This is a genomic window from Pseudomonas sp. P1.31 (genome assembly GCF_001269815.1).
Taxonomy (GTDB): domain Bacteria; phylum Pseudomonadota; class Gammaproteobacteria; order Pseudomonadales; family Pseudomonadaceae; genus Aquipseudomonas; species Aquipseudomonas rustica.
On record NZ_LHVN01000027.1, the window covers coordinates 57,155 to 81,254 of the forward strand.

Genomic DNA, 24,100 nt, shown 5'->3' on the forward strand with positions numbered 1-24,100 from the left:
CGATGTTGACTGACACAACGCCTTCGCGGGCAAGCCTTGCTCCTACAGAGATCGTAGTTAAATTCCGGCCAGGGCCAGGTCCATCGCGAAGTAGGTAAAGATCAGATCCGCACCCGCACGCTTGATCGCGCCCAGGCTTTCGCGCACCACACGATCCTCATCAATCGCACCCGCCTGCGCGCCGAACTTGATCATCGCGTACTCGCCGCTGACCTGATACGCCGACAACGGCAGGTTCGAGGCTTCGCGGATGTCGCGGATGATGTCCAGGTACGCACCGGCCGGTTTGACCATCAGTGCGTCGGCACCTTCCTGCTCATCGAGCAACGACTCACGCAGTGCTTCGCGGCGGTTCATCGGGTTCATCTGATAGCTTTTGCGGTCGCCCTTCAGCGCGCTGCCACCGGCCTCGCGGAACGGGCCGTACAGCGCCGAAGCGAATTTGGTCGAATAGGCCATGATCGGAATCTGGGTGAAACCGGCCGCGTCCAGCGCTTGACGAATCGCCCGCACCTGACCGTCCATCGCTGCCGATGGCGCGATCACATCAGCGCCAGCGCTGGCCGCGGCAACGGCTTGCTTGCCGAGGTTGATCAGGGTCTGGTCGTTGTCGACTTCATGGTTGTGCATCACGCCGCAGTGGCCGTGATCGGTGTATTCGCAGAAGCAAGTGTCGGACATCACGATCATGTCCGGCACAGCGTCTTTGGCGATGCGCGACATGCGCGAAACCAGACCGTCTTCGCGCCAGGTGTCGCTGCCGTTGCCGTCCAGATGATGCGACACACCAAAGGTCATCACCGATTTGATGCCCGCGCGCGCATAGCGCTCGATCTCGCTGGCCAGTTTGCGCTCGGGAATGCGCATCACGCCGGGCATGCTTTTGATCGGCACGAAGTCGTCGATTTCTTCTTCGACGAAGATCGGCAGCACCAGGTCGTTCAGGCTGAATTCGGTTTCCTGGAACAGGCTGCGCAGGCTCGCATTGCGGCGCAGACGGCGGGGACGTGCTTCGGGGAACTGACTGGACATGGGGCCTTTCCTGAAAAAACGGCAGATGAGACGAAAGTCGTAGGGGGCGAAGCTTATGCCTTGTGGGGGGGGAGGTACAAACCTGGATCAATCAAGAGAGCGTTACCGGGTACGCAATAATCCCGGATCCTGTAGGAGCTGCCGAAGGCTGCGATCTTTTGATGTTGATTGTTAACAAGATCAAAAGATCGCAGCCTTCGGCAGCTCCTACAGGGGATAGGGGTGTCAGGAGGGGATGGTCAGGCCGCGGACGACGGCCGGGCGGGCGAGGAATTTCTCCAGCACGCGCGTGACGTTCGGGAAGTTCTCAATGCCCACCAAATCTCCGGCTTCATAAAACCCGATCAAGTTACGCACCCACGGGAACGTGGCGATATCAGCGATGGTGTAGCGCTCGCCCATGATCCAGTCGCGGCCTTCGAGCCGGCCGTTGAGCACGTTAAGCAGACGCTTGCTTTCCTCGACGTAACGATCGCGCGGACGCTTGTCCTCGTAATCCTTGCCGGCGAATTTGTTGAAGAAACCCAGCTGACCGAACATCGGCCCGATACCACCCATCTGGAACATCAGCCACTGAATGGTCTCGTAGCGCAACGCGCCTTCCTGAGCCAACAGCTGGCCACTCTTGTCGGCGAGATAGATCAGGATCGCGCCGGATTCGAACAATGGCAGTGGCTCGCCTTGCGGGCCGTGAGGGTCGAGAATCGCCGGAATCTTGTTGTTCGGGCTCAGCGACAGGAACTCGGGGGACATTTGATCCTGCGTGTCGAAGCCCACGCGGTGCGGCTCGTAAGGCAGGCCGATCTCTTCGAGCATGATCGAGACTTTTACGCCGTTGGGGGTCGGCAGGGAATAGAGCTGAATCCAGTCAGGGTACTGCGCCGGCCATTTCTGGGTAATCGGGAACGCGGACAGATCGGTCATGGGAAGCATCCAGTCACAAATGAAAGCCTGATCATAATGTAGGAGCTGCCGCAGGCTGCGATCTTTTGATCTTGAGCCTTCAAACAGGATCTAAAGATCGCAGCCTGCGGCAGCTTCTGCATGAACCGTAACATTCTGTCGTTAACCTTCCACCTAGCCATTCGTGGTTGCCGTTAGAGTGCTGCGCACTCGAGAAAATCGAACCAAATCGGGTTCAGAGGACTCTGAGCTAAGCCTTTCGCAATGGAAGCGCACTACGACAGGGAACACACCCGGCGCTGGAAGCCCGGTGTAAAGGTTTGTCAGCCTTAACCCGACATGCTGAAGAACCTTTTATTTGATGACGAACCTTATGCGTTTCGCCAAACATTTCAAACATCGCGCGTACATGATCCTGCCGTCGTTGATGGCGGTCAGTGCGCTGTTCCTGTCGCTTGAATCCAGTGAAAGTCGCGCGCAACCGGCGGACGGTACGCAGACCCTGGTGTTCCTGCGCCACGCGGAAAAACCCGAGGGTGGTCTCGGCCAGCTTAATTGCCAGGGCCTGAACCGCGCCATCGATCTGTCGACCCTGCTCCCGGAAAAATTCGGCAAGGCTGATTACGTATTCGCCGCCAATCCGACGCGCAATGTCGAGGAAGGCGAGCTGGATAACTCCTACAGCTACATTCGCCCGCTGATGACCATCAGCCCGGCGGCGATCAAACTCGGTCTGCCGGTGAACATCGAGTTCTCCGCCAATGACACCAGCGATCTGGCCCGCGAACTGACGGCCGACAAGTATCACAACTCGACGATCTACACGGCTTGGTCACACGGTTATTTGCCGGAACTGATCAATAAAGTCGCGGGCAATGCGGTGGGCGGTAAGCAAAGCATCACCGATGACTGGTCGGGCGACGATTTCGATTCGTTGTATGTACTGACGTTGACCTGGCACAACGGCAAGGCCAGTTTGCAGAGCCACAGCTACAAGCAGGGGCTGGATCATGGCAAGGAAACATGTCCGACCTGAGTCATTTGTTGTCTGACCCGGCCCCATCGCGAGCAGGCTCACTCCTACAGTTGAAATGCGTCCCCCCTGTAGGAGTGAGCCTGCTCGCGATGAGGCCAGTCAATTCAACATCAATCCTTCTGACTCACCCGCCCCCGCAAATACTCAATCACCGCCCCGCTCTCCCCGGCAAACTCAATCCGCCCGCCCTTCTTCTCGCGCTGAAACACATACATCGGGTCGTAATACTCGCGCAGCATCCCCTCGATCCAGCCGCGATGCAGATCCACCGACCCGCTACGCCCCTGCTCGATCAGCGCCTCCTCCATCAACACCAGCAAGCGCCGATGCCGCTCGCCACCGAGACGCTTCTGCACATTGTTCAGGCTTTCCAGCAGCCGCTCCGAGAACAAGGTAAAACCCTCCTCCCCGTGCAGCGCCACAAACTCCGCCGACAGATCCACCACGTAATCGCGCAGGATCCGCTCGACGCGATCTTCGAAACTGTCTTCCAGCCAGACCATCGGGTACTGCTGCATACCCTGATACAGCGGCAGCGGCAAAGCACAACTGCCGACCACCCGGCTCTCATCCTCGAGCACGAACTGCTCGATCCCGGCAGCACGCTTCTTGAGGATGTCGATGGCCAGACGGTTTTCAAAATCGATGTTCGATGGCTGCCCGGTGGCGCGTTTGCCGAAACTCGAACCGCGATGATTGGCGTGGCCCTCCAGATCGAGACCATTGCGCAACTGCAGCAACACTTCGGTTTTACCGGTGCCGGTCATGCCGCCCAGCAAGACGAAATCGCACTGCGCGATAGCGTGCTCAGTGGTGTCGATGAGGAAGTTGCGCATCGCCTTGTAACCACCGCCGACGCGCGGATAGTCGATGCCCGCCTCATCACGCAGCCACTGCTGAGTGATCTGCGAACGCAGGCCACCGCGAAAACAATAAATAAATCCTTCAGGATGGGCTCGGGCGAAATCGGCCCAGGCCTGGATGCGCTCGGCCTTCACCGCTCCGGACACCAATTGATGGCCCAACTCGATGGCCGCCTGCTGGCCGTATTGCTTGTAGCAGGTGCCGATCTTCTGCCGTTCGAGGTCGTTCATCAGCGGCAGGTTGATCACGCCGGGAAACGCGCCTTTGTGAAACTCGACCGGCGCGCGGGCATCCATCAGCGGCCGGTCGTTGAGGAAAATATCGTGGTAGTCGGTGCAGTCGCGGAGCATCAAATCACCTCGACTGCGTTCGTCTGTCGCTCAACCAGTTCGCCGATCGGCGCCAGGTTCAGACCCAGTTCGGCGGCGACGGCGAGGAACTCGTCATTGCCTTCAGGCGTCACGGCAATCAGCAGACCGCCGCTGGTTTGCGGATCGCACAGCACGCGTTTGTGCAGCTCCTGCACGCGGCCAACCTTGCTTGAATAGCTGTCGAAATTGCGCAATGTGCCACCGGGTACGCAGCCCTGATCGAGGTAGTACTCGACGCTGTCCAGACGCGGCACTTTATCGTAGGCGATGCGCGCGGTCAGTTGACTGCCGTCAGCCATTTCAACCAGGTGGCCGAGCAGGCCGAAACCGGTGACGTCGGTCATCGCCGTAACGCCGGCGAGTTTGCCGAAGCGGCTGCCGGGTTTGTTCAAGGTGCACATCCAGTCACGGGCCACGCCGACATCAGCAGCGCGCAATTTGCCCTTCTTCTCGGCGGTGGTAAGGATGCCGATGCCCAGCGGTTTGGTCAGGTACAACAGGCAACCGGCGGTGGCGGTGTCGTTGCGCTTCATGTGGCGTTTTTCCACCAGACCGGTGACGGCGAGGCCGAAGATCGGCTCTGGCGCATCGATCGAATGCCCGCCCGCCAACGGAATCCCCGCCGCGTCGCACACCGAGCGGCCGCCACGAATCACTTCGCGCGCCACTTCCGGCGCCAGCACATTGACCGGCCAGCCGAGGATCGCAATCGCCATCAACGGATCGCCGCCCATCGCGTAGATGTCGCTGATCGCGTTGGTCGCGGCAATGCGGCCGAAATCGAACGGGTCGTCGACGATCGGCATGAAAAAGTCGGTGGTCGAGACCACACCGCGCTCGGCATCGATCTCGTACACCGCCGCGTCATCGCGCGAGGCATTGCCGACCCACAGTTTCGGATCAAGGTTCTGCGTACCGCTGCCGGCGAGAATCACCTCCAGCACCTGCGGGGAAATCTTGCAGCCGCAACCGGCACCGTGGCTGTATTGGGTCAGACGAATCGGCTCGCTCATGTGGGAATCTCTGGCAGTGAATGGGGCGGATTCTAGCAGAGCGCGGGGCCGTGGATTTTTGCGGTGTCTGTGAGGGCCCCTGTGGCGAGGGGATTTATCCCCGCTGGCCTGCGCAGCAGGCCCAAATCCAGACACCAAATTTTTCTGACACACCGAGTTGAATGGTTTTGGGGCTGCTTCGCAACCCAACGGGGATAAATCCCCTCGCCACAGGGGTACGACCTGACCCTTGTAGCAGACCAATAAAAACCGCCCTTGCGGGCGGTTAAACAGGTGCTTCAACCCTAATCAGAAACCCAGACTGAAGCTCACCGTCATCGCATGATCATTGTTGTCATTCGACAATTGCCCCGAATAACCAGTGCCCAGTTTGCCGGTCGGGCTGATCTGGAAGTCGACGCCATGGGTGCTGAACGAGGCGCTGCCATCGATGAAGGTCAGCTCGGCATCAGGCTTGATATCGCTCAAGGCCGGCGCGTTCATGCGCGACGCTTACCGGTTGGTGCCGTGCGCTGTACCTCAGCAAAAATCTCGGTAATCGGTCGATGCGGCTGGCGCTTTTGCATCTGGCGTACCAACTCACTCAAGTGCAACAACTCTGCACTCGGTTTGGCCCACTGCTCTTCTGGTATTGGCTCCGACCATTCGCGCATGACATCGGGCAGCGTTTGCTTGCCGATCCTTTCAAGGCGGCGCACTTCCCATTCGACGAGGTGGTTGGGAATCGTCCACAACGTCATGAAGTGATACAGGTACCAGAAGAACCCGGACAGCCGCGTGCGTGAACCGTCGCGAATCTGCTGATGCATGCGGGCGCGGGCGTTGCGAAAAGTGTGCAGACCTTCGTGAGGCGGGTCGTCTGGGCCTTGCAGGTCTTGCAAGTCTTGAATCGATTTGAGGTCGTTAACCTCGTATTCCATGTAGCCGCGGATCGCTTCCCAGTGGCTGATCGCGAGGGGCAGGCCGGCGCATTGGAATTCGAGGCTGGTAAGGGTTTCGCCTTGGTAGAAACCGATACCCATGCCGTATTGGCGGTGGATGCCGTATTGGGTTGCGCCTTGGGCTTCGATGATCCAGGCGGAAAGAGATTCCCATGGGACGAAGACCGGTTCGGTTTCGCCTGCAGGCATGAAGCAGACTTCGCGGCGTTGGCGGTTGAAGCGAGTTGGGATGATTGAGGCGCGTTTTTTGTGGACGTGGTGCCAGACACCTAGACCAATAACGAGCATGAGACATCCTACAAACAATGAAACCCCCTTGCCTTCATTAAAAAGCCCTTTGATGGCATGAGAAACATCATCCCAACCACCCCCGAACAGAAAGAACATGAAGCCACCGATTATTGGCAACAAAAACGCCGTCGAGAAGGCGACGCTGAATGGTCCGCCCAACGTCATTTGCCACATAAAAATCTGGGGAGATCCCAAGCCAAAGTCCATGAACACGTCATTCAGCTCGCCAATATGTGGTCCATAAGCCGGCATTGGAGTTGGCAAGGGTAGCGGAGCGAGATACGTGATTTTTCCGCTCGGAAACGGTTCGATGTCTCCGGCTTTTCGTGGCTGTTCGAGATGCGGCGTACCTTTTGGTTCATCGTGATTACTCCGCATGGTCGGCCTGCTCCAGGAATTGAGCTTCAACCAGTAACATGGGCGGGTTCCCCTTGACCAGTTGAGGCGCGACAACAGCGAAATGTCCTTCACCCTTTGGGTTTAGATGTATGACGCGAGTCCGTGATGCCCATTCACCTTCGTCACCCATTTGTTGAATGCAAACAGCCAGTTCCAACGTTTCCTTCGCGGGAATGAATTCAGAATCAGGATCCACTGGATACTGAAGACAAAGCACCAGTCTTTCAGGCGTGGAATCTACGATGCGTAAGCTACTGACGACCTCTTCACTGATCACGTCCTTTCGTTCTCTTGGGGTTCCTCGACTGTGCAGGGGAATGGAAATACGGTGCGCGCCGATGCCTAATCGATATTTCGATTTGCCCCCAAGAGGAGGTAGGAGATCACTCAAAGTCAGACTTGGCAGCACCAGATGGATATCGCTGGATTTGGCTTTGAACAGCAAGTTTTTCAGCCAGGAGTCGTACGGATTTAGGCCAAGTTGCGCATAAGGCGCGTGGATCAGAAAGGCCAGATAGCTTTGATAGTCCTCTAGGGAGTGGTTGCCGCGCATCTCCGTGTCCCGGCTCCAAGGCGTGATTTTCAGCCACTTGTCGTGGGCGCTAAGGTTGTAGCGGTTGAACAGCCAGGTGCCACTGAGTTCCAGCACTGTGAACAAGGCCCCCGCCAGATTGAAGCGAAAAAATACGATAGAAAGACGTGTGCCGGCTGCGGCCCATGCAGCTGTTCGTGCAGCACTATTTGGTGCGGAAAATACGGTGTAGCCCGCGCGTAAGGTGTTGCTTAAGCCGTAAGCATTAGCGGCCGTCATTCCACCAGCACCTAGTGTCGCCAATGCGGCTGCAGCTTGAGCCGAGTGATTACCGCTGCGGATCGCCTGTTGAAAATTTTGATATTGGTTTCTAAGGCTAATCGCTGAAGAAACCAATCCGAAGCCATAGGTGAACATACCCAACCCAATATGCAACTTCCCCATCTGCACATGTACGTGTTGCAAAGCATGAGGTTGAAGCGCAGCAACAAGCGCCGAGCTCCTAGCTTTCAATGCTGTATCAGCGAGACTCTGAGCCGCTGTAAACCCCGCAGCCCCAGCGCTCGCCAATGCACCGTAAAGTGGAGCCCACACCCGCTTGTTTTTGGCCTGTTTGGTCAGTTCTTTAATAGCCCCCACCAAATTCACCACCTGCACCAAAACCACCACCAACCCCATCCCCTCCGTCTTCACCAAACTCCCCGCCGACACCCCACTCACTCCCATCCGAATATTCCCCAACAGACTCCTCAACTCCCCCTGCTGCGCCGGCGGAAACAGCACCGTCACTCCCGCTCGCGCAGGCGTGGCGCCGTACAGTCGGGCCGAGTTATCCGGCACTTCGGCAATCGGGCTCAATGCCGTCGCCAATCGTCCTTCGATCTGCGTCAACTGCGCCCGTACCCGCACGATCTCTTCCTGCAATTGCACCGCCCTCGGCGTTTTATGGCCTTGGTGATTCTTGTTGTGGGTGATCTGGTTGCGTTCGCGGTTGAGGGTTTTCAGGTAGTCGCGCTCACGCAGCAATTCCTTGATTGCGGTTTGCAGCGCGGTTTGCTCTGCGGGGCTGGCGACGGTGAAGGTCACGCCGCTGGTTTTTGCCGCGTCGAAGAGGCGCAGGCGCAGTGCTTTGGGCAGGCGCTGGAAGAGTTCATCGAGGTCGGGGATTTTCTCGCTCGACAGGTCGAAGCCTTCCAGCACACGGTTCAGGCCCAGGTTCAGTGCCGGGCTGTAGGTGTCCTGTACGGCAGCCGCGACGGTGCGGGTGTGCTCGGGCATATCGTCGAGGGCCGGCAGTTGCGGTTGTTCGATCTTTTTCAGTTTGGCCAGCCAGTCCGGCAGGTTGTTGAACGTGGCCATGAGCGCATTGAACAGCGTTGAGTACTGCCCGCTCTGCTCCGCTTGCAGGCGCAGCGGCAAGGTGTAGAAGACGGGTCGGGTCAGTTCCGGGTGTTCCTCCAGATAGCTGAGCATTTGTTCGCTTGCTTCGTCGCTGCGGCAGAGATCCTTGAGGCAGGCGTATTCGGCGCTGAGGGCTTGATGGAGTTGGGCCGCGAGTTGCGCGTCGTAGTACCAGGCTGCGCGGTGAAAGCGGCCGGCGACCAACAGTTGCGTGCGGTCGGCGGTGATACGCTCGAGCAAGCGGTTCCAGCGGCCGAGGTCGTCGCGCAGCAGGTTCAGTCTTTCGTCCATCGCCGGACGGTCGATCAGGTCGTTGACCCCGCGTTTGCCGCTGAGTATCGGGCCGTCGAGTACATCGCGCATGCGACGATCCTGATCCTTGCCGAGCTTGATCAGGGTCGCCAGATGCTGCTCCACAAAGTCCTCAGGAGCGACCGCTTCAAAGTACTGGCGCGTGTAAAAACGCCGATCCACTTCGGCCGTGGGCGCAGAGCGGTTTGCCTGCATTTCGTCGTCCGGCCCCTTGGCACGCAGCTTCTGCAGGTCTGGCGGCGCCGGTGCATCGGGTTGGACATCCCCGCCCTTGTTCAAGTAATCGAGCAACGCCTTGCGCGTGTTCTCCCGATCCGGTTCAGGCAACTGCTCAATATCGGCAAACAGGGCCTTGGCCTGCGGCTGCTCACTAGCCTTGGCCAATGCGTCGAAATCGGTAGTGCTCAGTTGGCTCAGTGATTCGATGTAACTGGCCAGCAGATAATCACGTTCGTTGTCGGCCGTGTTGCTCCACGCTTCGACCCAGCCGACCACGGTGTCCTGATACTCGGCCAGATCGCGCATCACGCCCAAATCATCATTGACCAGCAGAAAAAGCGTGTCGTCCTGATAAGGACCGCGCACCCGACCGAGAAACTCGCCGATATGCGCCTCGCGAAAACGCCGGGGCTGTTCCCACAGATAAGGTTCACGTTCGTGCTCGGGGGCGTCGCTGACCTGCACAGTTGGCAACCGGCTCGCGCCCTCCTCTGCGACAGCCCCGGCAACGGTAGCCACCTCTGCCAGCCACTGTCTGGTCTGCGCCACGGTCAGCAAATGTTCGCCACCGACCAGACAATTCACGGCGGCCAGATCGACCGCTTGCATGAAATGCTCACGGTCTTCGCGACTGTCGAGCACCTGAGCGCATTTGCCCGCTGTCCACTGCACCTCGGCGAAGGTCACGTGCAGCGTGCTTTTGCGGGAGAAGATCAGCGCCGGACGCTCTTCGATGGCCCCGCGCTGATCCTCGCTGACCGTCTTGCCCTGGTGCAACAATGCAGTGACGATGCCGTCGAGCACCTGATACTCGTAAAGCTCGCCACTGAGGTTGTCGATGATGTACAGCCAGCCATCGCGCAGCCGACGGATGCCCAGTGCGCGCGCGGTCAAGGTGTACGACAATTTCAGTTCGCTGCTCGGATCGAACGCTCTTTCCACCAGGCCGTAGCTCAGCGGCAGCAGTTGCACATGGGTTTGTTGCAGCGAGCAAGCCGCGGGCGCAACGATGGGAGCTTTCGAGGCGGCGGCAGCGTCGAGGATAGCGGGATGGGTCATGGTCGTTCCCTCTGACTGGCCGAACGCTGCGCCAGATCAACGGCCAGCGTGATGCGCTCGCCCGGTGATTGCAGAGAGGGCGTGTGGAGCAAGTGGTGAATTTGCGGGTGTTGGGCGATATCGCGGCTGCCGAGCAACGCCAGCAGGTTGGCGTAATTGAACAATTCGGATCGGCTGCTCAGGCCAAGCGCGCTGGCCTGGGCTTCCATTTGCTGCAGCGTTGGCCAGCGCTGGCGCAGGGTTTGCCCGACATGAAAGGCGCAAAAGTGCTTCAACAGGTGCGCATCCAGATCCAGCAACGCTCGGCGCCCATCAACCTGATCCAGCGCCGCGTTCTGTTCAGGGCTCAGGCAATAAGGGACAGGAAGCACCGGGCACTCAGCCCGCCGAGGCCGATGAATGTGCCAGACCTCGTTGACGCAGTCCGCGGTCAACACACAGGTCAAAGGTCCAAACAAACACTTATCGGCGTTGGCAAACAGCGCATGGACAACTGCCGCATCGGCCAGCCGCAACAACGCTGATTGCCCGGCCGGCAATTCGACTGTCAGCAGTTTGCACAGGTGCTCGACGACACTGTGCATCGGCGCGGCGCTGAACAGCAGCACGCCCCACTCCTGCTCCGCGTGTTGCAAGAAGAACTGTGCCAATGGTTCGTCCGCCCGCTGGATGGCCACGAGCAGAGGTGAAATATCGCGCAGCGCCGCGAAAGGTGGCTGGTCATAAAGGGCGAATGTGCTGACCGCAGGGCTAATCTGCTTTAACCGCGAAGGCAGATCACTGATCGTCGCCCCGTCCAGCAGCAAAAAGGCCTGCTGTTCGGCCCATGGCAAGTCGTCAGGCAAAGAAGTCAAACGGCTCATGCGCGGGCCGCCTCGCAAATCAGGCAACGCGAGGCGCGCGTGGACACCAAGGCATGGCGCTGCTGAACCGGATCAAACGCCACCTTCAGCAATGGCAACGCTCCAGGCACCAACGGTTCCGCCGCCATTCCCAAGGCAGGAGCGCCGCCCTGAACAATCGCCACGCTGCTGTAAATGCCTTCCGGGCCGAGCGTCAACCAATGCCCCCCGGCCTTGATCGTCACATGGGTGCCGCCATCGATAACCACCTGCTGCCCGGCGCCAAGATGGATTTGCTGGCCGGCACTGAGCCGCTGACTGGCGACCCGAATATGCCGGTCGCCTTGCACCCACAGGTGATCGTCCTGTTTCAGTTCGGTCAGGCGATTGCCGTGGGTCAGATGGTGCTCATCGCTGTGCAGTTCATGACTGGCAATGCCGCCAACGACGACGGTGCGCTGATGGTCGACCTGAATCCGTTGGTCATTGAGCACAAGCTGAACAAAATCACGCTGTGCGCGGATGGCGATCTCTTCGGCGCCTTGTTTGTCCTCGATGCGCAACTCGTTGTAACCGCCACCACCGGGGGTGCTCTGGCTGCGCCAAATACTACGGGTCTGCTCTGCTGGCAGATCCAGCGGCACCGGCGTCACCGCATTGGGCAAGCATCCCAACACGAACGGCTTGTCCGGATCGCCCTCAGTGAATCCGACCAGCACTTCCATGCCAACGCGCGGAATCTGCACGCTGCCGTATTGGTCCTGAGCCCAGCCAGTGGCGACACGTAGCCAACAGCTGGATTGCTCATTGAGTTGGCCTTCGCGATCCCACAGCAGTTGGACTTTCACTCGGCCGTAGGCATCGCAGTAAATCTCTTCGCCGGGCGGACCGGTCACTACCGCATGCTGATTACCGTTGATTCGGGGTTTTCGGTGTTCGAGCGCGGGACGAAAACTGACGTCCCAAGGCGTCGCGACGAAGTGGTTGCGATAGCCCTGACTGAAGCCGTCGTCAGCGCCCGGGTCAGACGCCGACTCTTCCAGCACTTGCGGCTGTCGGCCAATGTGTTCGATACGCGTCAGCAGCCACAAGCCATTGCAGTCGGCGCGAGGGTGTTCGCTCATGTCGACGAAGCTGCCACTGCACATCAAGCTTTGATCGCTGCGCCCATGTCCCTGTCGATAATCGGCGCGATGCCGCTCAAGCGCGCGCTGACTTAAATGTTTACCCTGATCACGATGGGTGAATTGCCCAGGAAAGCTGTAATCCTCAAGCGCTGGAAGGCGCGTCTCTTTGGCTTCGGCTTCCAGTTGCACCATGGGCTTCTGGAAGTGGTAATCACGGCGACTGACTTGCGTGGTGCGGGTTTCCAGTCGGACATTGAAGCGGTCTATGACTGCGGCCTCGGCAACCATGCCGCTGCCTTGTGTATAAGGCGTCGGTGCTGCCGGACAGGGGAACGCGCTCTGATCGTCGCCGAACACCAGTAAATGCCCATCGCGACTGTGCTGAAAATGGAAGTGCAGTCCCTCCTCCTCACACAAACGCTGGATGAAGAACAAGTCTGTCTCGTCGAACTGCACGCAATACAGGCGGGGCTGGTAATCGCCGCTGAGCCCAAAGCGCCAGGCATCCGGCTGCATGCCGTGGTCACTCAATACCTGGGCGATGATTTGCGGCACGCTCTGGTGCTGAAAAATCCGTTGATTGTGACGATGAGCGAGATAGGCCAGATGCGGCACCAGAACGATCTGGTAGCGGGTCAGACGTGTGCCGGAGTCACCTTGGGCAACTCGATAAATCTGGCCATGAATACCGGAGCCGTCCGGACAGAACGACAGAAAGGCCGGACGATGCAAAAGGGATTCGAGATCGAGATCGCGGCGTTCGCTGACCAGCTCGAGTGCAACTTCGAAGGTTTTATTGAGCGCCTCACTGGCTCGAAATTCGAATACCTGGAAGTCGTGCGAAAAACCTTCGATTTCGAGCTTGAAAACAACAGGTTCACTGACGCCAGACATACACATGTCCCTATGCCTTTTTTGGGCTCGGGACTTTGCGTGGATTTGAGAATAGGCGCAGTCAGGCGAATCGGTTAATCGTGTAGGACATATCCGAGACGCTCAAGATCAAAAGATCACAGCCTGCGGCAGTTCCTACATTGTGATTTGTGTAGGAGCTGCCGAAGGCTGCGATCTTTTGATCTTGAAAAAAAACCGCCCTTGCGGGCGATTAAACAGGTGCTTCAACCCTAATCAGAAACCCAGACTAAAGCTCACCGTCATCGCATGGTCATTGTTGTCATTCGACAGTTGCCCCGAATAACCAATGCCCAGTTTGCCGGTCGGGCTGATCTGGAAGTCGACGCCCGCTTCGACGATCGCGCTGTCCTTGGCGATCGGCACGCCTTGGGTGCTGAACGAGGCGCCGCCGTCGATGAAGGTCAGGTCAGCGTCGGGTTTGGTGTCGCCGAAGGCATGGCGCCAGCCGATGGCCGCGCGCGGGGTGAATTGCCCGCCGTTGGCCAGGGTGATGACTTTGCCGGCGCGCAGGCCGAGGGTGGAGAAGGTGATGTCCTGATCGGCTTCCGCCTTCAGACGCCCTACCCCGCCTTTTTCCTTGGCCTTGTCGCTGTCGTAGTTGACGTACGCCAGACCGGCGAACGGCTCCAGCGCGATGCCGGCCGCTTCGACGGTGTAACCGACTTCACCGAACACCTGCGCAGTGCGTGCGTCGTAATTGGCTTCCAGACGATCGTTGTAGCTGCCGACGCTGACGTCGCGTTTGGTCTCGATGTCGTGCCAGCTGTACGCCGCGCCGAGGCGCACCGCCAGTGCATCGAACTGCGAGTTGAGGTACGCCGCCAGGTGGTAGCTTTCGACGGTGGCATCCGAGCGACGATCATGGGCATCGAGGTCGCTGCGGGTGTAACCGGCCGCCATGCCCACGCGCCACGAATCGTCGAGTTGCTTGTCGGTGCCGAGCATGAAGCCGCTGAGGTTGCGATCGAGGCTGGCGCTGTTGCTGTCGCCATCCGATTCACCCCAGGCGCCGAGTGCGCGCGCCCAGCCGACCATTTCGCCGTGGCAACCGTTGCTGCTCAGTTGGTTGTCACTTGGCGCCAGCGCGCGGCGTGGATCATCCGCAGCGCTGCACGACGGTTGGCGCATGCGATCGTTGACCGCCTCGCGCACGTAACGTGAATCCTCAAGCATCGCGCTGGCGGTGCTGGCATGAATCTCCCCGGACAGACTGTCGAAGGCATTGCGCGCACCGGCCACGCTGAGGTTGATGATCTGGTTCTGCAACTCCGCACCTGCCGGGCCATTGTTGTCCAGCGCGGTGGCGGTACGACTCTGGTTGCCGGTGGCGGCGACATCGGCAAACGAGTTGCCGTTGCGGCTGACCGCCAGGTTCACCGCATTGGCGTCATACACCAGCGCGGTGCTGAGGAAGGCGTATTGCGGCAGATCCGCTGCGCTGAAGGTGCCAGTGACACCACCGCCCGCCGTGATCAGCATGTAAGTGGTGGCGCCCGTGAACGGCGCCAGTGCTGTCACTTGCAGACCACCGTCCAGTGCCGCCGTGCCGCCGACAGCCAACGGCGTGGCGGTTGGCGAGTTGACCGTCAGGGCCAGCACACCATCAGCGGCGTTGGTCAGGTTGCCGGCGACGCTCAGATTGCCCGCCTCGCCGCCCGACGCCACCACACCGTGGTTGACGACCGAGCCGACGCTGCCGTTGCCGCTCAGACCTGCACCGTTGGCCACGGTCACCTGGCCACCGAGCGAAGCCGTCGCAGCGCGGCTGCCCACTTGCAGCACACCTTGATCCACCGACACCGTGCCGCTGAATGGTTGATTACCGGTCAACAACAGCGTGCCGTCGCCCCGTTTGGCGATCGATCCGCTACCACTGAGCGTCCCATTGAAACGACCGTCAACATTCTGTTGGAACACCAGGGCAGCGTTGTCGAGGATGTTGCCTTGCAGGCTGGTGGTGTTACCGATCAGCGTACCGCCGCTGATGGTGGTGCCACCGCTGTAAGTATTCGCGCCACTGAGAATCAACGTGCCGGAATCCAGTTTCTCGATACCCCCGGTGCCCACCAGCGGCACGGCGATTTCGGTACTGGCCCCGGCATTGACCCGCACCGGTGCGAGGCTGCCGTCGGCACCGTTGACCGGGGTCAGCGTGCCGCCCGCACCCGGTGTCAGGTTGTAGCCGTTGGCAAGGAACTGAATGCCGGTGAATTGCTGATTGCCGACCACGGTGACCGTGCCACCCGTGCCGCCAAACACCGCGAATTGACCGGTCGAACCTTGCGCCTGAGTACCGGTCGGGTCAGTCCAGTTGGTGTCCGGGCCCCACACGCCGCTACCGCCATCGATGGTGCCGTCCGGATTGGTTTTGCCGCCGTTCCAGAACTGCACTTCACCCGGGGCGTTTTGCACCAGCAGGTTGATCTGGTTGGCAATCGCGGTTTGCAGCGTCAGGTTGTCGACCGGCACCGGCAGGCTGCCATAGACCAGACCGTTGTCGGTCAGGCTGCCGCCGTAGCTGAACAGTTGATAGACGCCAGTGCCGAAGCCGCCGGCGTTGCTGATGTTCAGCGTACCGTCGAGGGTCAGATTGCCGGCGACGTTGACCACGGTGGTGGAACTCGCCGCCGAACCCAGGCTGAAGTCCAGGTTAGTGCCCGAGGACAAGCTCAGCGCACCAACCGACAATGGCGCCGCTGCGCCGCCACCAAGCAATGTCGCGCCGTCGGCCAGTTGCACGTTGCCAGCGAGCGTGCCGCTGCCGCCAACACTGGCACCGCTGGCCACCGCGACGTTGGCGCTGTTGAGCACGCCGTTGACGCTCAGGTTGCCCGCCTGCACCGAGGTGTTGCCGGTGAAGCCGTTGTTGCCGGTCAGCAGCAATTGGCCGGTGCCGGTTTTGTTCAGCGTGCCGGTGCCGGTGAGGTTGCCGGTGTAGCTGCCATCGGCGTTTTGCTCGAAGGTCAGCGTCGCGTTGTTGACGATCGCGCCTTGCAGGCTGCTGGTGTCGCCGAAGGTGTTGCCGCCATTCAACGTGGTGCCACCGCTGTAAGTGTTGGCGCCGCTGAGCGTCAGATCAGCCGTGCCGTTTTTCAGCAGACTGCCGGTGCCGGTGATCGCGCCGAGCAGTGTGGTGTCCTGGTTACCGGCCAGGGTCAGTTGCGCACCGAGGTTGATCGCGTTGGCCAGTTGCAGCGCCGAGGTGCTGTCGAGAGTGCCGTTGCCGGTCACACTCAAGGCACCGCTGCTGATGGCGCTGTTATTGCCCAGCACCAGCGAACCGTCGGCGAGTTGCGTGCCACCGCTGTAAGTGTTGTTGCCGTTGAGGGTCAGGCTCGAAGTGCCAGACTTGATCAGACTGCCGCTGCCGCTGACATCACCGTCGAGGGTCAAGGCGTTGCTGCCGGCGATATTCAAGCCACCGTTGAGCAGCACATCGTTGGCGAGGCTGATGTCCGCGTTGCTGTCCAGCGCGGTGCCGTCGGCGGCGGTCAAGACGCCCGTGCCGAGCGCTGCGTCGTTGCCCACGACAATCTTGCCGCCGTTAAGCGCCGTGCCGCCGGTGTAACCGTTGGCCGCGTTGAGCACCAGCGTACCGGTGTCGTATTTACCCAGCGTGCCGGCGCCGTTGAGCGCTACGCCGATGGTCGCGGTGGCGTTCGGGTCAACACGCACAGTGGCGTTGCCCAAGGAGCCGTTGACCAGATTCAGCGAACCAGCCGTGCCGTTTTGCAGGCTGTAGCCGTCGGTGACAAATTGCAGCCCGGTGACGGTTTGCGCGCCGTTGACCGTAACTGTGCCCGCCGCGCCCTGGAATACTGCGAAGTTGCTGGTCCAGGCCTGATTGGTCGTGCCGTTGACGTCCGTCCAGTTAGTGGTGCCTGTGCCCCAAGTACCGTTGCCTCCTTCGACCGAACCGTTGGCAATCAATTGATTGCCGTCCCAGAACTGCACGGTGACGCCCGGCGCGGTCACCAGCAGATTGATCTGATTGGCCAGAGCAGTTTGCAGGGTCAAATCGCCGGGGGTGACGCTGCCCGGCACGGTGCCGATCAACATGCCGTTATCGGTCAGGCCGCCGGTGTAGTTGATCAGGCGATACACGCCGCTGCCGAAACCACCGATGTCGCTGACGTTGAGGGTGCCGTCGAGGGTCAGGTTGCCGCCGACATTGACCAGCGCATTGCCGCCGCCGGAGACCGGTGTACCGAGGCCGACGTCGAAGTTGGAGTTGCCGTTGAGCACCAGTGAACTCACGTTCAGCGTACTGCCGGTGACGCCCGCCAGATGACCGCCATCGGCCACCGTCAAGGCTCCGGTCAAGGTGCCGCTGCCGCCGAGGGTGCCGCCGTTGTTGACCAGCACATTGCCGCTGGCCAGCGAACCGTTGACCTGCAAGGTGCCGGCGTTGACGCTGGTGTCGCCGGTCAGGTCGCTGATGCCGCTGAGGGTCAGCGTGCCGGTGCCGAGCTTGGTCAGGCCGCCGTCGCCGCTGAGGATGCCGGCGAAGGTGCTGCTGATATTGTTGCCGCCAAGGCTCAATGTGTTGCCCGTGCCGATCAACGCAGTGCCGCTGCCGGTGAGGCTGGCAAGGCTGCCCGAAGCACCGAGATTCAGCGCCGCGCCACCCGCGAGATTGACCGTGGCGTTGTTGCCCAGCGCCGCACCACTCAGCGTGGTCAGGCTGCCGGATGCCACATCGAAGGTGCCGCTGAAGGTGTTGTTGCCGCTCAAAGTCACGTCGGCCAGACCGTTTTTGGTCAGCGTGCCGGCGCCGGCAATCACGCCGCCGAGGGTCAGGTTGTTGTTACCGGCCAGCGCCAGATTCGCGTTGACGTTGAGGTTGTTGGCCAGCACCAGCGGCGCCGAGTTGTCGAGGGTCGAAGCACCGGCCACGGTCAGCACGCCGCTGCCCAGAGATCCGCCGGTACCAAGGGTCAGCGTACCGGCGTTCAGCGTGGTGCCGCCGGTGAAGGTGTTGATGCCGTTGAGAGTCAGGTTCGACGCGCCGTCCTTGATCAGTCCGCCCGCGCCGCTGACTACACCCGCCAGCGTCAGGTTGTTGCTGCCGGTGTTGCTCAGATTGGCGTTGAGCACGACGTTATTGCCCAGGCTCAGCGCGCTGTTGCTGTCCAGCGCCGAGGCACCGGCGACGGTGAGGTTGCCCAGACCCAGCGCCGAGTTGCTGCCGGCGGTCAGGGTGCCGGCATTGAGAGTGGTGCCGCCGAGGAAGTTGTTGTTGCCGCTGAGGGTCAGGTTCGACGCGCCATTTTTACTCAGGCTGCCCGCGCCGTTGACCGTGCCGGCCAGCGTCAGATCCGCCGTGCCGACGATGCCGAGATTGCCGGCCAGGTTGACCGCGTTGTTCAGCGACACTGCGGTGCTCGCATCCAGCGTGGTACCGCCCGCCGCATTCAAAGTGCCGGAACCGAGCGCCGAGTTCGACGCCAGAATCAGCCCGCCAGCGTTCAGCGCTACCGGCCCGAGGAAGGCGTTATTGCCGCCAAGGGTCAGGTTCGCCGCGCCGGTTTTGATCAGACCGCCAGTACCGCCAATCACGCCATTGAGGGTCAACGCATTGCTGCCAACCACGGTGAGGTTGCCATTCAGTGTCGCAGCGTTGGCCAGCGTCACGGCTGCGTTGCTGTCCAGTTGCGTGCCGGCATTCGCCGTCAATGTACCGGTGCCCAGCGCGGTGTTGCTGCCGACGATAATTTTGCCGCCGTCCAGTTGAGTGCCGCCGGTATAAGTGTTGGCACCGCCCAGAACCAGCGTGCCGCTGTCGAGTTTATTGAGGATGCCGCTGCCGTCGATATTGGCATTGATGGTCGCGGTCACACCCGGATCAACGCGCAACGAAGTGGTGCCTCCGGTGCCGTTGACTGCGGTCAGTTGCCCCGCCGCACCGTTGACCACGTTGTAGCCATCGGTGAGGAATTGCATGCCGGTGAACGCTTGCGTGCCGTTGACCGTCACGGTGCCGGCGGTGCCCTGGAACACCGCGAAGTCGCCGGCCCACGGCTGGTTGACCAAGCCATTGGCGTCGGTCCAGTTGGTGCCGACCGCATTCCACGTGCCGCTGCCACCGTCGACCACACCGTTGGCGATGGTCTGACTGCCGTCCCAGTAGCGGATATTGGAATTCGGCGCCGACACCTGAATATTGATCTGATTGGGTACGCCGGTCTGCACCAGCAGATCGCCGAGGCCGTAACCGACCGGCACGCTGGCGACATCCAGACCGAGATTGGTCAGGGCGCCGGTGTAGTTGAACAGGCGATAAACGCCGACGCCGAAACCACCCGCGTCATTGACGTTGAGATTGCCGTCGAGGGTGAGGTTGCCGCCGACGTTCATCAGCGACGTGGTCGACGGTGTGCCTAGCGCCACATCGACATTGCTGCCAGCCGCGAGGGTCAGCGCCCCGGCGGATAGTTGGTTGCCCGACGACAACGCCAGATGGCCGCCGCTATTGACGTTAACGCTACCAAGCGCCGAACCGGTACCGGTGAGGGTACCGCCGGTGTTGACGTTGACCTGTGCACTGCCCAGCGAACCACTGAGATCGACGATGCCGCCGTTGATCGCGGTGTTGCCGGTAATCCCATTGATACCGGTGAGGTTCAGGGTGCCGGTGCCGACTTTGACCAGACCGCCGCTGCCGCTGAGGTCACCGTCGAACGTGCTGGTGACGTTGCCGGCGCCGACGGTCAGGGTGTTACTGCCGGTCAGTTGCACACTGCCGCTGCCGGTCAGCGCGCCGAGGCTGGCATCGCTGCCCAGATTCAGCCCGGCGCCGGCGCTGATGTTGACCCCGGAAGTGTTGCCCAGCGCATTGGTATTGAGCGTGGTGACGCTGCCGGAGACGATATTCAGCGCACCAGTAAAGGTATTGCTTCCAGCGAGGGTCAGATCCGACAGACCGTTTTTGGTCAGGCTGCCAGCGCCGTCGATGATGCCGTTCAAACTCAAATCGTTGTTGCCGGCGACGGTCAGTCCGGCATTCAGGGTAATGGCATTGCCGATGCCGAACGAAGCGCTGTTATCCAGCGTTGCCGCGCCGCCGACAATCAACGCGCCACTGCCCAGACCGTTGGCATTGCCCAGGGTCAGCGTGCCGCCATTCAGTGTGGTGCCGCCGCTGAAGGTGTTGTTGCCGTTGACGGTCAAATTGGCAGTGCCGTTTTTGATCAATTGGCCGGTACCGCTGGTGACGCCGCCGAGGGTCAGGTTCTGCGTGCCGCCAACCGTCAGCGCAGCATTCAAAGCAACCGCGTTGTTGAGGCTGACCAGCGGCGAGTTGCTGTCCAGCGTTGCCGCGCCAGCGACAGTCAATGCTCCGGAGCCGAGCGCCGAGCTGTTGCCGACGGTCAGGGTGCCGGCATTCAGCGTGGTGCCGCCGAGGTAGTTGTTGGCGGCGTTGAGAATCAGATTGGCCGCACCGTCTTTCACCAGACTGCCGGCGCCGCTGACCAGGCCGGTCAGCGTCATATTCGCCGTGCCGCCGATGTTCAAGGCACCGGCGAGCGCCACGGCGTTGTTGAGGCTGACGGCGGTGTTGGCGTCCAGCGAAGTGTTGGCCGCCGCGTTTAATGTGCCGGAGCCCAGCGCGGTGTTACTGCCGACGGTCAGTTTGCCGGTGTTCAGCGCCGTGTTGCCAAAATAAGTGTTGGCGCCGTTGAGGGTCAGGTCGGCAGCGCCGTTCTTGGTCAATCCACCGATACCGGCGACGACACCGCCAAGAGTCAGCGCATTAGTGCCGCCTACAGTCAAAGTGCCGGAGAGGTTGACGTTGTTGGCAAGCGTCGCGGCGGTGCTTGCATCAAGGGTGGTGCCGTTCGAGGCGTTGAGTGTGCCCGTGCCGAGTGCGGTGCTGGAGCCGACGATCAGCGAGCCGGCGTTCAGTGCCGTGGTGCCGGTGTAGGTGTTGCTGCCGTTGAGGGTCAGGCTCGAAGCGCCGGTTTTGATCAGACCGTTGCTGCCACTGATCACCCCGCCGAGGGTCAGCGCATTAGCGCCACCAGCGGTGAGGTTGGCGTTGAGAATCACGTTGTTGTTCAGGGTCGCGGCCGAGCTGCTGTTGAGCGTGCCCGCACCTTCCACCGACAAGGCGCCCGTGCCCAGTGCTGCACCGTTGCCGACGGTGAGGCTGCCAGCATTCAGCGTGGTGCCGCCGCTGTAGGTGTTGCTGCCGTTAAGCGTGAGATTCGCGGCGCCGTTTTTCACCAGTTGGCTGGCGCCGCTGATCACGCCGCCGAGGGTCAACGCGTTGCTGCCACCGATCCCCAGGCTGTTGTTGAGAGTGATCGCATTGTTCAGCGTTACCGCTGCATTGCTGTCGAGCGTAGCCACACCGCCCACGGTGATATTGCCGCTGCCCAGCGCCGCGTTGGCGCCTGCGGTGATCGTGCCGGCGTTCAGCGCAATGGCACCGAGGAAGGTGTTGGCACCGTTGAGAATCAGGTTGGCCGCGCCGTTTTTGGTCAGCCCGCCACTGCCGCTGACGATGCCGCCGAGGGTCAGATTGGCGCTGCCGCCGACGTTCAAATTGCCGCCCAGCGAAACTGCGTTGGTCAGTGCGACCGCCGTGCTGGCATCGAGAGTGGTGCCCGCTGCGGTGGTCAACGCGCCGGTGCCCAGCGCGGTGTTGGAGCCGACAATCAATGTGCCGGCGTTGAGCGCGGTGCCGCCGGAGAAGGTGTTGTTGCCGCTGAGGCTCAGGTTGGCGGTGCCGTTCTTGATCAAGTTGCCGGCGCCGCTGACGATACCGCTCAGGCCCAGTGCCTGCGTGCCGCCAACGGTCAGCGCCCCGGTCACCGCGACGGCGTTGGCCAGGGTCACCGCCGCCGTCGCATCCAGCGTGGTCCCGGCGGCTGTATTCAGCGCACCCGTGCCCAGCGCGGTATTGCTGCCCACCAGCAGGCTGCCGGCATTGAGCAGCGTGTTGCCGCTGTTGGTGTTGTTGCCAGTCAGGGTCAGGCTGGCAGTCCCGGATTTGGTGATGCCGCCGGTTCCGCTCAACACGCCACCGAGGGTCAGCGCATTGCTGCCGAGCACGTTGAGCGCGCCGGTCATGCCGATGTTATTGGCCAGCGTGACGTTGGCGGTGCTGTCGAGGCTGGTGCCGGCGGCGGTGTTCAATACACCGCTGCCCAGCGAGTTGTTGTTGGTCACCAGCAGGCTGCCGGCGCTGAGGGTGGTGGTGCCGGTGAAACCAGCGTTGGCGCCGCTGAGGGTCAGGCTGCCGGTGCCGGTTTTGGTCAAGCCGCTGCTGCCGCTGATCAAACCGCCGAGGGTCAGTGCGCCGGTACCGCCAGCGGTCAGTGTGCCGCCGAGGCTGATGGCGTTGGCCAGGCTGATCGTGCCCGGTGCGCTCAGGGTTGTCGCGCCGGTGACGTTGAGGGTGCCGGCACTGAATGCCAGATTATTGCTGACTTGCACCGTGCCGCCATTGAGCGTGGTGTTGCCCAGATAGGTGTTGGCGGCGCCGAGGTTAAGTTGGCCGGTACCGGCCTTGGTGAAACCACCGCTGCCGGAAATCACCCCGCTCAGGGTGGTGGCATTGCCGCCTTGTACCGTGACGCCGCCAGCACCGAGGGAAATCAGATTGCTGATATTCAACCCGGCATTGCTGGCCTGCAGAATCCCGCCATTGGAGGTGAGCACACCGCTGCCGAAGGTGGCGTTGTTATTGAAGTTCGCGATACCGCCATTGAGCGTGGTTGCGCCGCTGACTAATGGCCCCTGCAACGTCCAGGTGCCGCTGTTGATCGTCAGATTGTTGAAGTTGACGTAGGTGGCGCTCGATGCCGTGCCAGTCCCGGTGATACCGCCGCCGACGCCGACCGGGTTTTGCAGGATCAGGCTGTTGGTGCCGCCCGCACCGCCATCGACCGTGCCGGTTGGCGCGAAGGTAAGGTTGATGCCGATCAAACCGCCGAGGCCGACGCTGATCTGCACACCGTCACCCACCTGCACCGAAGAACCGGTTACCGCCGTGAAGGTGTTGGTGCTCGCCGCCCCCATCGACACACCACCGGTAATCGCACCGGCGTTGGTGAAAGTGTTGCCCGCCGCCGACGTCTCGAACGCGATCCGGCCGTTGATGACGCCGGTGCTGCTGTTGGTCATGTTGACCTGCGAGCCGCCATAGACGCCGATCACCGGGGTATCCGCCAACGTGATGCCGCCGATCGAGAGTCCGGTCGAGGTGATGGTGCCGTTGTTGGTGATGCTGGTGGTGCCGGCTGCGGCGTTGTTCACACCAATCGCCAAGCCGTCGATGCTGGTCAGGTTGAGCCCGAGCAGCGCCCCCGTGCCCCGCATGATGCCGCTGGCATTGTTGAGCACACTGACCGTACTCGTCGCGCCCGTGCCGATAAACGCACCGCCGCTCAACACTGAGACCAGACCCAGCAGCGCCGGGTCGATCGTGCCGGAGTTGTTCAGGGAAATGTTCACCCCGGTCAGGTCCATCACGTGGCCGCCGAGGGTCGCGTTCATCTGCGCCCCGCTGTTGACGTTAACCGTCAAACCGCTGGTGGCGCTAGCGAAGTTATTCAGAAACAGCGGCAGTGACGGCACACCGGTACAGGTTACGGTCGAACCGGATGTGGAGCACGTAGCCAACGCAGGTGTGCTCACCCCGCCGAACAACAGTCCGGCGACGCTCAAATGCACAGCAAGGGAAAGAGGGGAAAAACGCGAGACGAGGGCGACACCAAACCTTGCTTCCACGGGCTACTCCTTGTATGGCCAGATTCTTCCTTGACGGCGTGCACAAGCAGCGGCTTATTCGACACGCGAATCAAGACTGCGACGGTCATTACAAAACCGTTCTATT

Annotated in this window: 10 protein-coding genes and 1 pseudogene; 1 reads left to right on the plus strand and 10 read right to left on the minus strand. The window is 61.0% G+C overall.

All coding sequences use genetic code 11. The features are described from left to right. Positions 1-57: 57 nt before the first annotated feature. Positions 58-1,032, minus strand: a complete 975-nt coding sequence (gene hemB / locus AD669_RS17150; RefSeq protein WP_053121880.1) for a porphobilinogen synthase — start codon at positions 1,030-1,032, stop codon at positions 58-60. A gap of 225 nt (positions 1,033-1,257) precedes the next feature. Beyond that, positions 1,258-1,956 (minus strand): glutathione S-transferase family protein, encoded by a 699-nt coding sequence (locus AD669_RS17155; RefSeq protein ID WP_053121882.1) that lies wholly within the window; start codon positions 1,954-1,956, stop codon positions 1,258-1,260. Between the two features lie 340 nt (positions 1,957-2,296). Here AD669_RS17155 and AD669_RS17160 point away from each other — a divergent pair, with 340 nt between their 5' ends. Beyond that, positions 2,297-2,971: a hypothetical protein gene (locus tag AD669_RS17160; RefSeq protein WP_053121884.1), complete on the plus strand. Its 675-nt coding sequence runs from the start codon at positions 2,297-2,299 to the stop codon at positions 2,969-2,971. A gap of 110 nt (positions 2,972-3,081) precedes the next feature. Here AD669_RS17160 and mnmH read toward each other — a convergent pair whose 3' ends face one another. The 8 genes and pseudogenes from mnmH to AD669_RS17200 all read right to left on the minus strand — a co-directional run bounded on the left by mnmH (position 3,082) and on the right by AD669_RS17200 (position 23,994). Next, positions 3,082-4,185: a tRNA 2-selenouridine(34) synthase MnmH gene (gene mnmH / locus AD669_RS17165; RefSeq protein ID WP_053121885.1), complete on the minus strand. Its 1,104-nt coding sequence runs from the start codon at positions 4,183-4,185 to the stop codon at positions 3,082-3,084. Next, a complete protein-coding gene (selD, locus tag AD669_RS17170) occupies positions 4,185-5,219 on the minus strand; it encodes a selenide, water dikinase SelD (RefSeq protein WP_053121887.1) in 1,035 nt (344 codons plus the stop codon). Before selD ends, mnmH begins: the two co-directional genes overlap by 1 nt. Before the next feature lie 288 nt (positions 5,220-5,507). Then, positions 5,508-5,690: pseudogene (locus AD669_RS17175) on the minus strand (hypothetical protein); the annotation flags it as partial. An 8-nt stretch (positions 5,691-5,698) separates the two neighbouring features. Beyond that, positions 5,699-6,829, minus strand: a complete 1,131-nt coding sequence (locus AD669_RS17180; RefSeq protein WP_082341459.1) for a hypothetical protein — start codon at positions 6,827-6,829, stop codon at positions 5,699-5,701. Then, positions 6,819-10,286, minus strand: coding sequence for a toxin VasX (locus tag AD669_RS17185; protein ID WP_256218875.1), 3,468 nt, complete (start codon positions 10,284-10,286; stop codon positions 6,819-6,821). The genes AD669_RS17180 and AD669_RS17185 overlap by 11 nt, the downstream gene beginning before the upstream one ends. Positions 10,287-10,369: 83 nt before the next feature. Then, a complete protein-coding gene (locus tag AD669_RS17190) occupies positions 10,370-11,236 on the minus strand; it encodes a DUF4123 domain-containing protein (protein WP_053121893.1) in 867 nt (288 codons plus the stop codon). Then, positions 11,233-13,236, minus strand: a complete 2,004-nt coding sequence (locus tag AD669_RS17195; protein ID WP_053121896.1) for a type VI secretion system tip protein VgrG — start codon at positions 13,234-13,236, stop codon at positions 11,233-11,235. The genes AD669_RS17190 and AD669_RS17195 overlap by 4 nt, the downstream gene beginning before the upstream one ends. A 234-nt stretch (positions 13,237-13,470) precedes the next feature. Further along, a complete protein-coding gene (locus tag AD669_RS17200; RefSeq protein WP_053121897.1) occupies positions 13,471-23,994 on the minus strand; it encodes an autotransporter-associated beta strand repeat-containing protein in 10,524 nt (3,507 codons plus the stop codon). Positions 23,995-24,100: the final 106 nt, after the last annotated feature.

Coding starts and splice junctions, on each gene's coding strand:
- hemB (WP_053121880.1), bottom strand. CDS start 1,032: ATGTCCAGTCAGTTCCCCGAAGCACGTCCCCGCCGTCTGCGCCGCAAT.
- AD669_RS17155 (WP_053121882.1), bottom strand. CDS start 1,956: ATGACCGATCTGTCCGCGTTCCCGATTACCCAGAAATGGCCGGCGCAG.
- AD669_RS17160 (WP_053121884.1), top strand. CDS start 2,297: ATGACGAACCTTATGCGTTTCGCCAAACATTTCAAACATCGCGCGTAC.
- mnmH (WP_053121885.1), bottom strand. CDS start 4,185: ATGCTCCGCGACTGCACCGACTACCACGATATTTTCCTCAACGACCGG.
- selD (WP_053121887.1), bottom strand. CDS start 5,219: ATGAGCGAGCCGATTCGTCTGACCCAATACAGCCACGGTGCCGGTTGC.
- AD669_RS17180 (WP_082341459.1), bottom strand. CDS start 6,829: ATGCGGAGTAATCACGATGAACCAAAAGGTACGCCGCATCTCGAACAG.
- AD669_RS17190 (WP_053121893.1), bottom strand. CDS start 11,236: ATGAGCCGTTTGACTTCTTTGCCTGACGACTTGCCATGGGCCGAACAG.
- AD669_RS17195 (WP_053121896.1), bottom strand. CDS start 13,236: ATGTCTGGCGTCAGTGAACCTGTTGTTTTCAAGCTCGAAATCGAAGGT.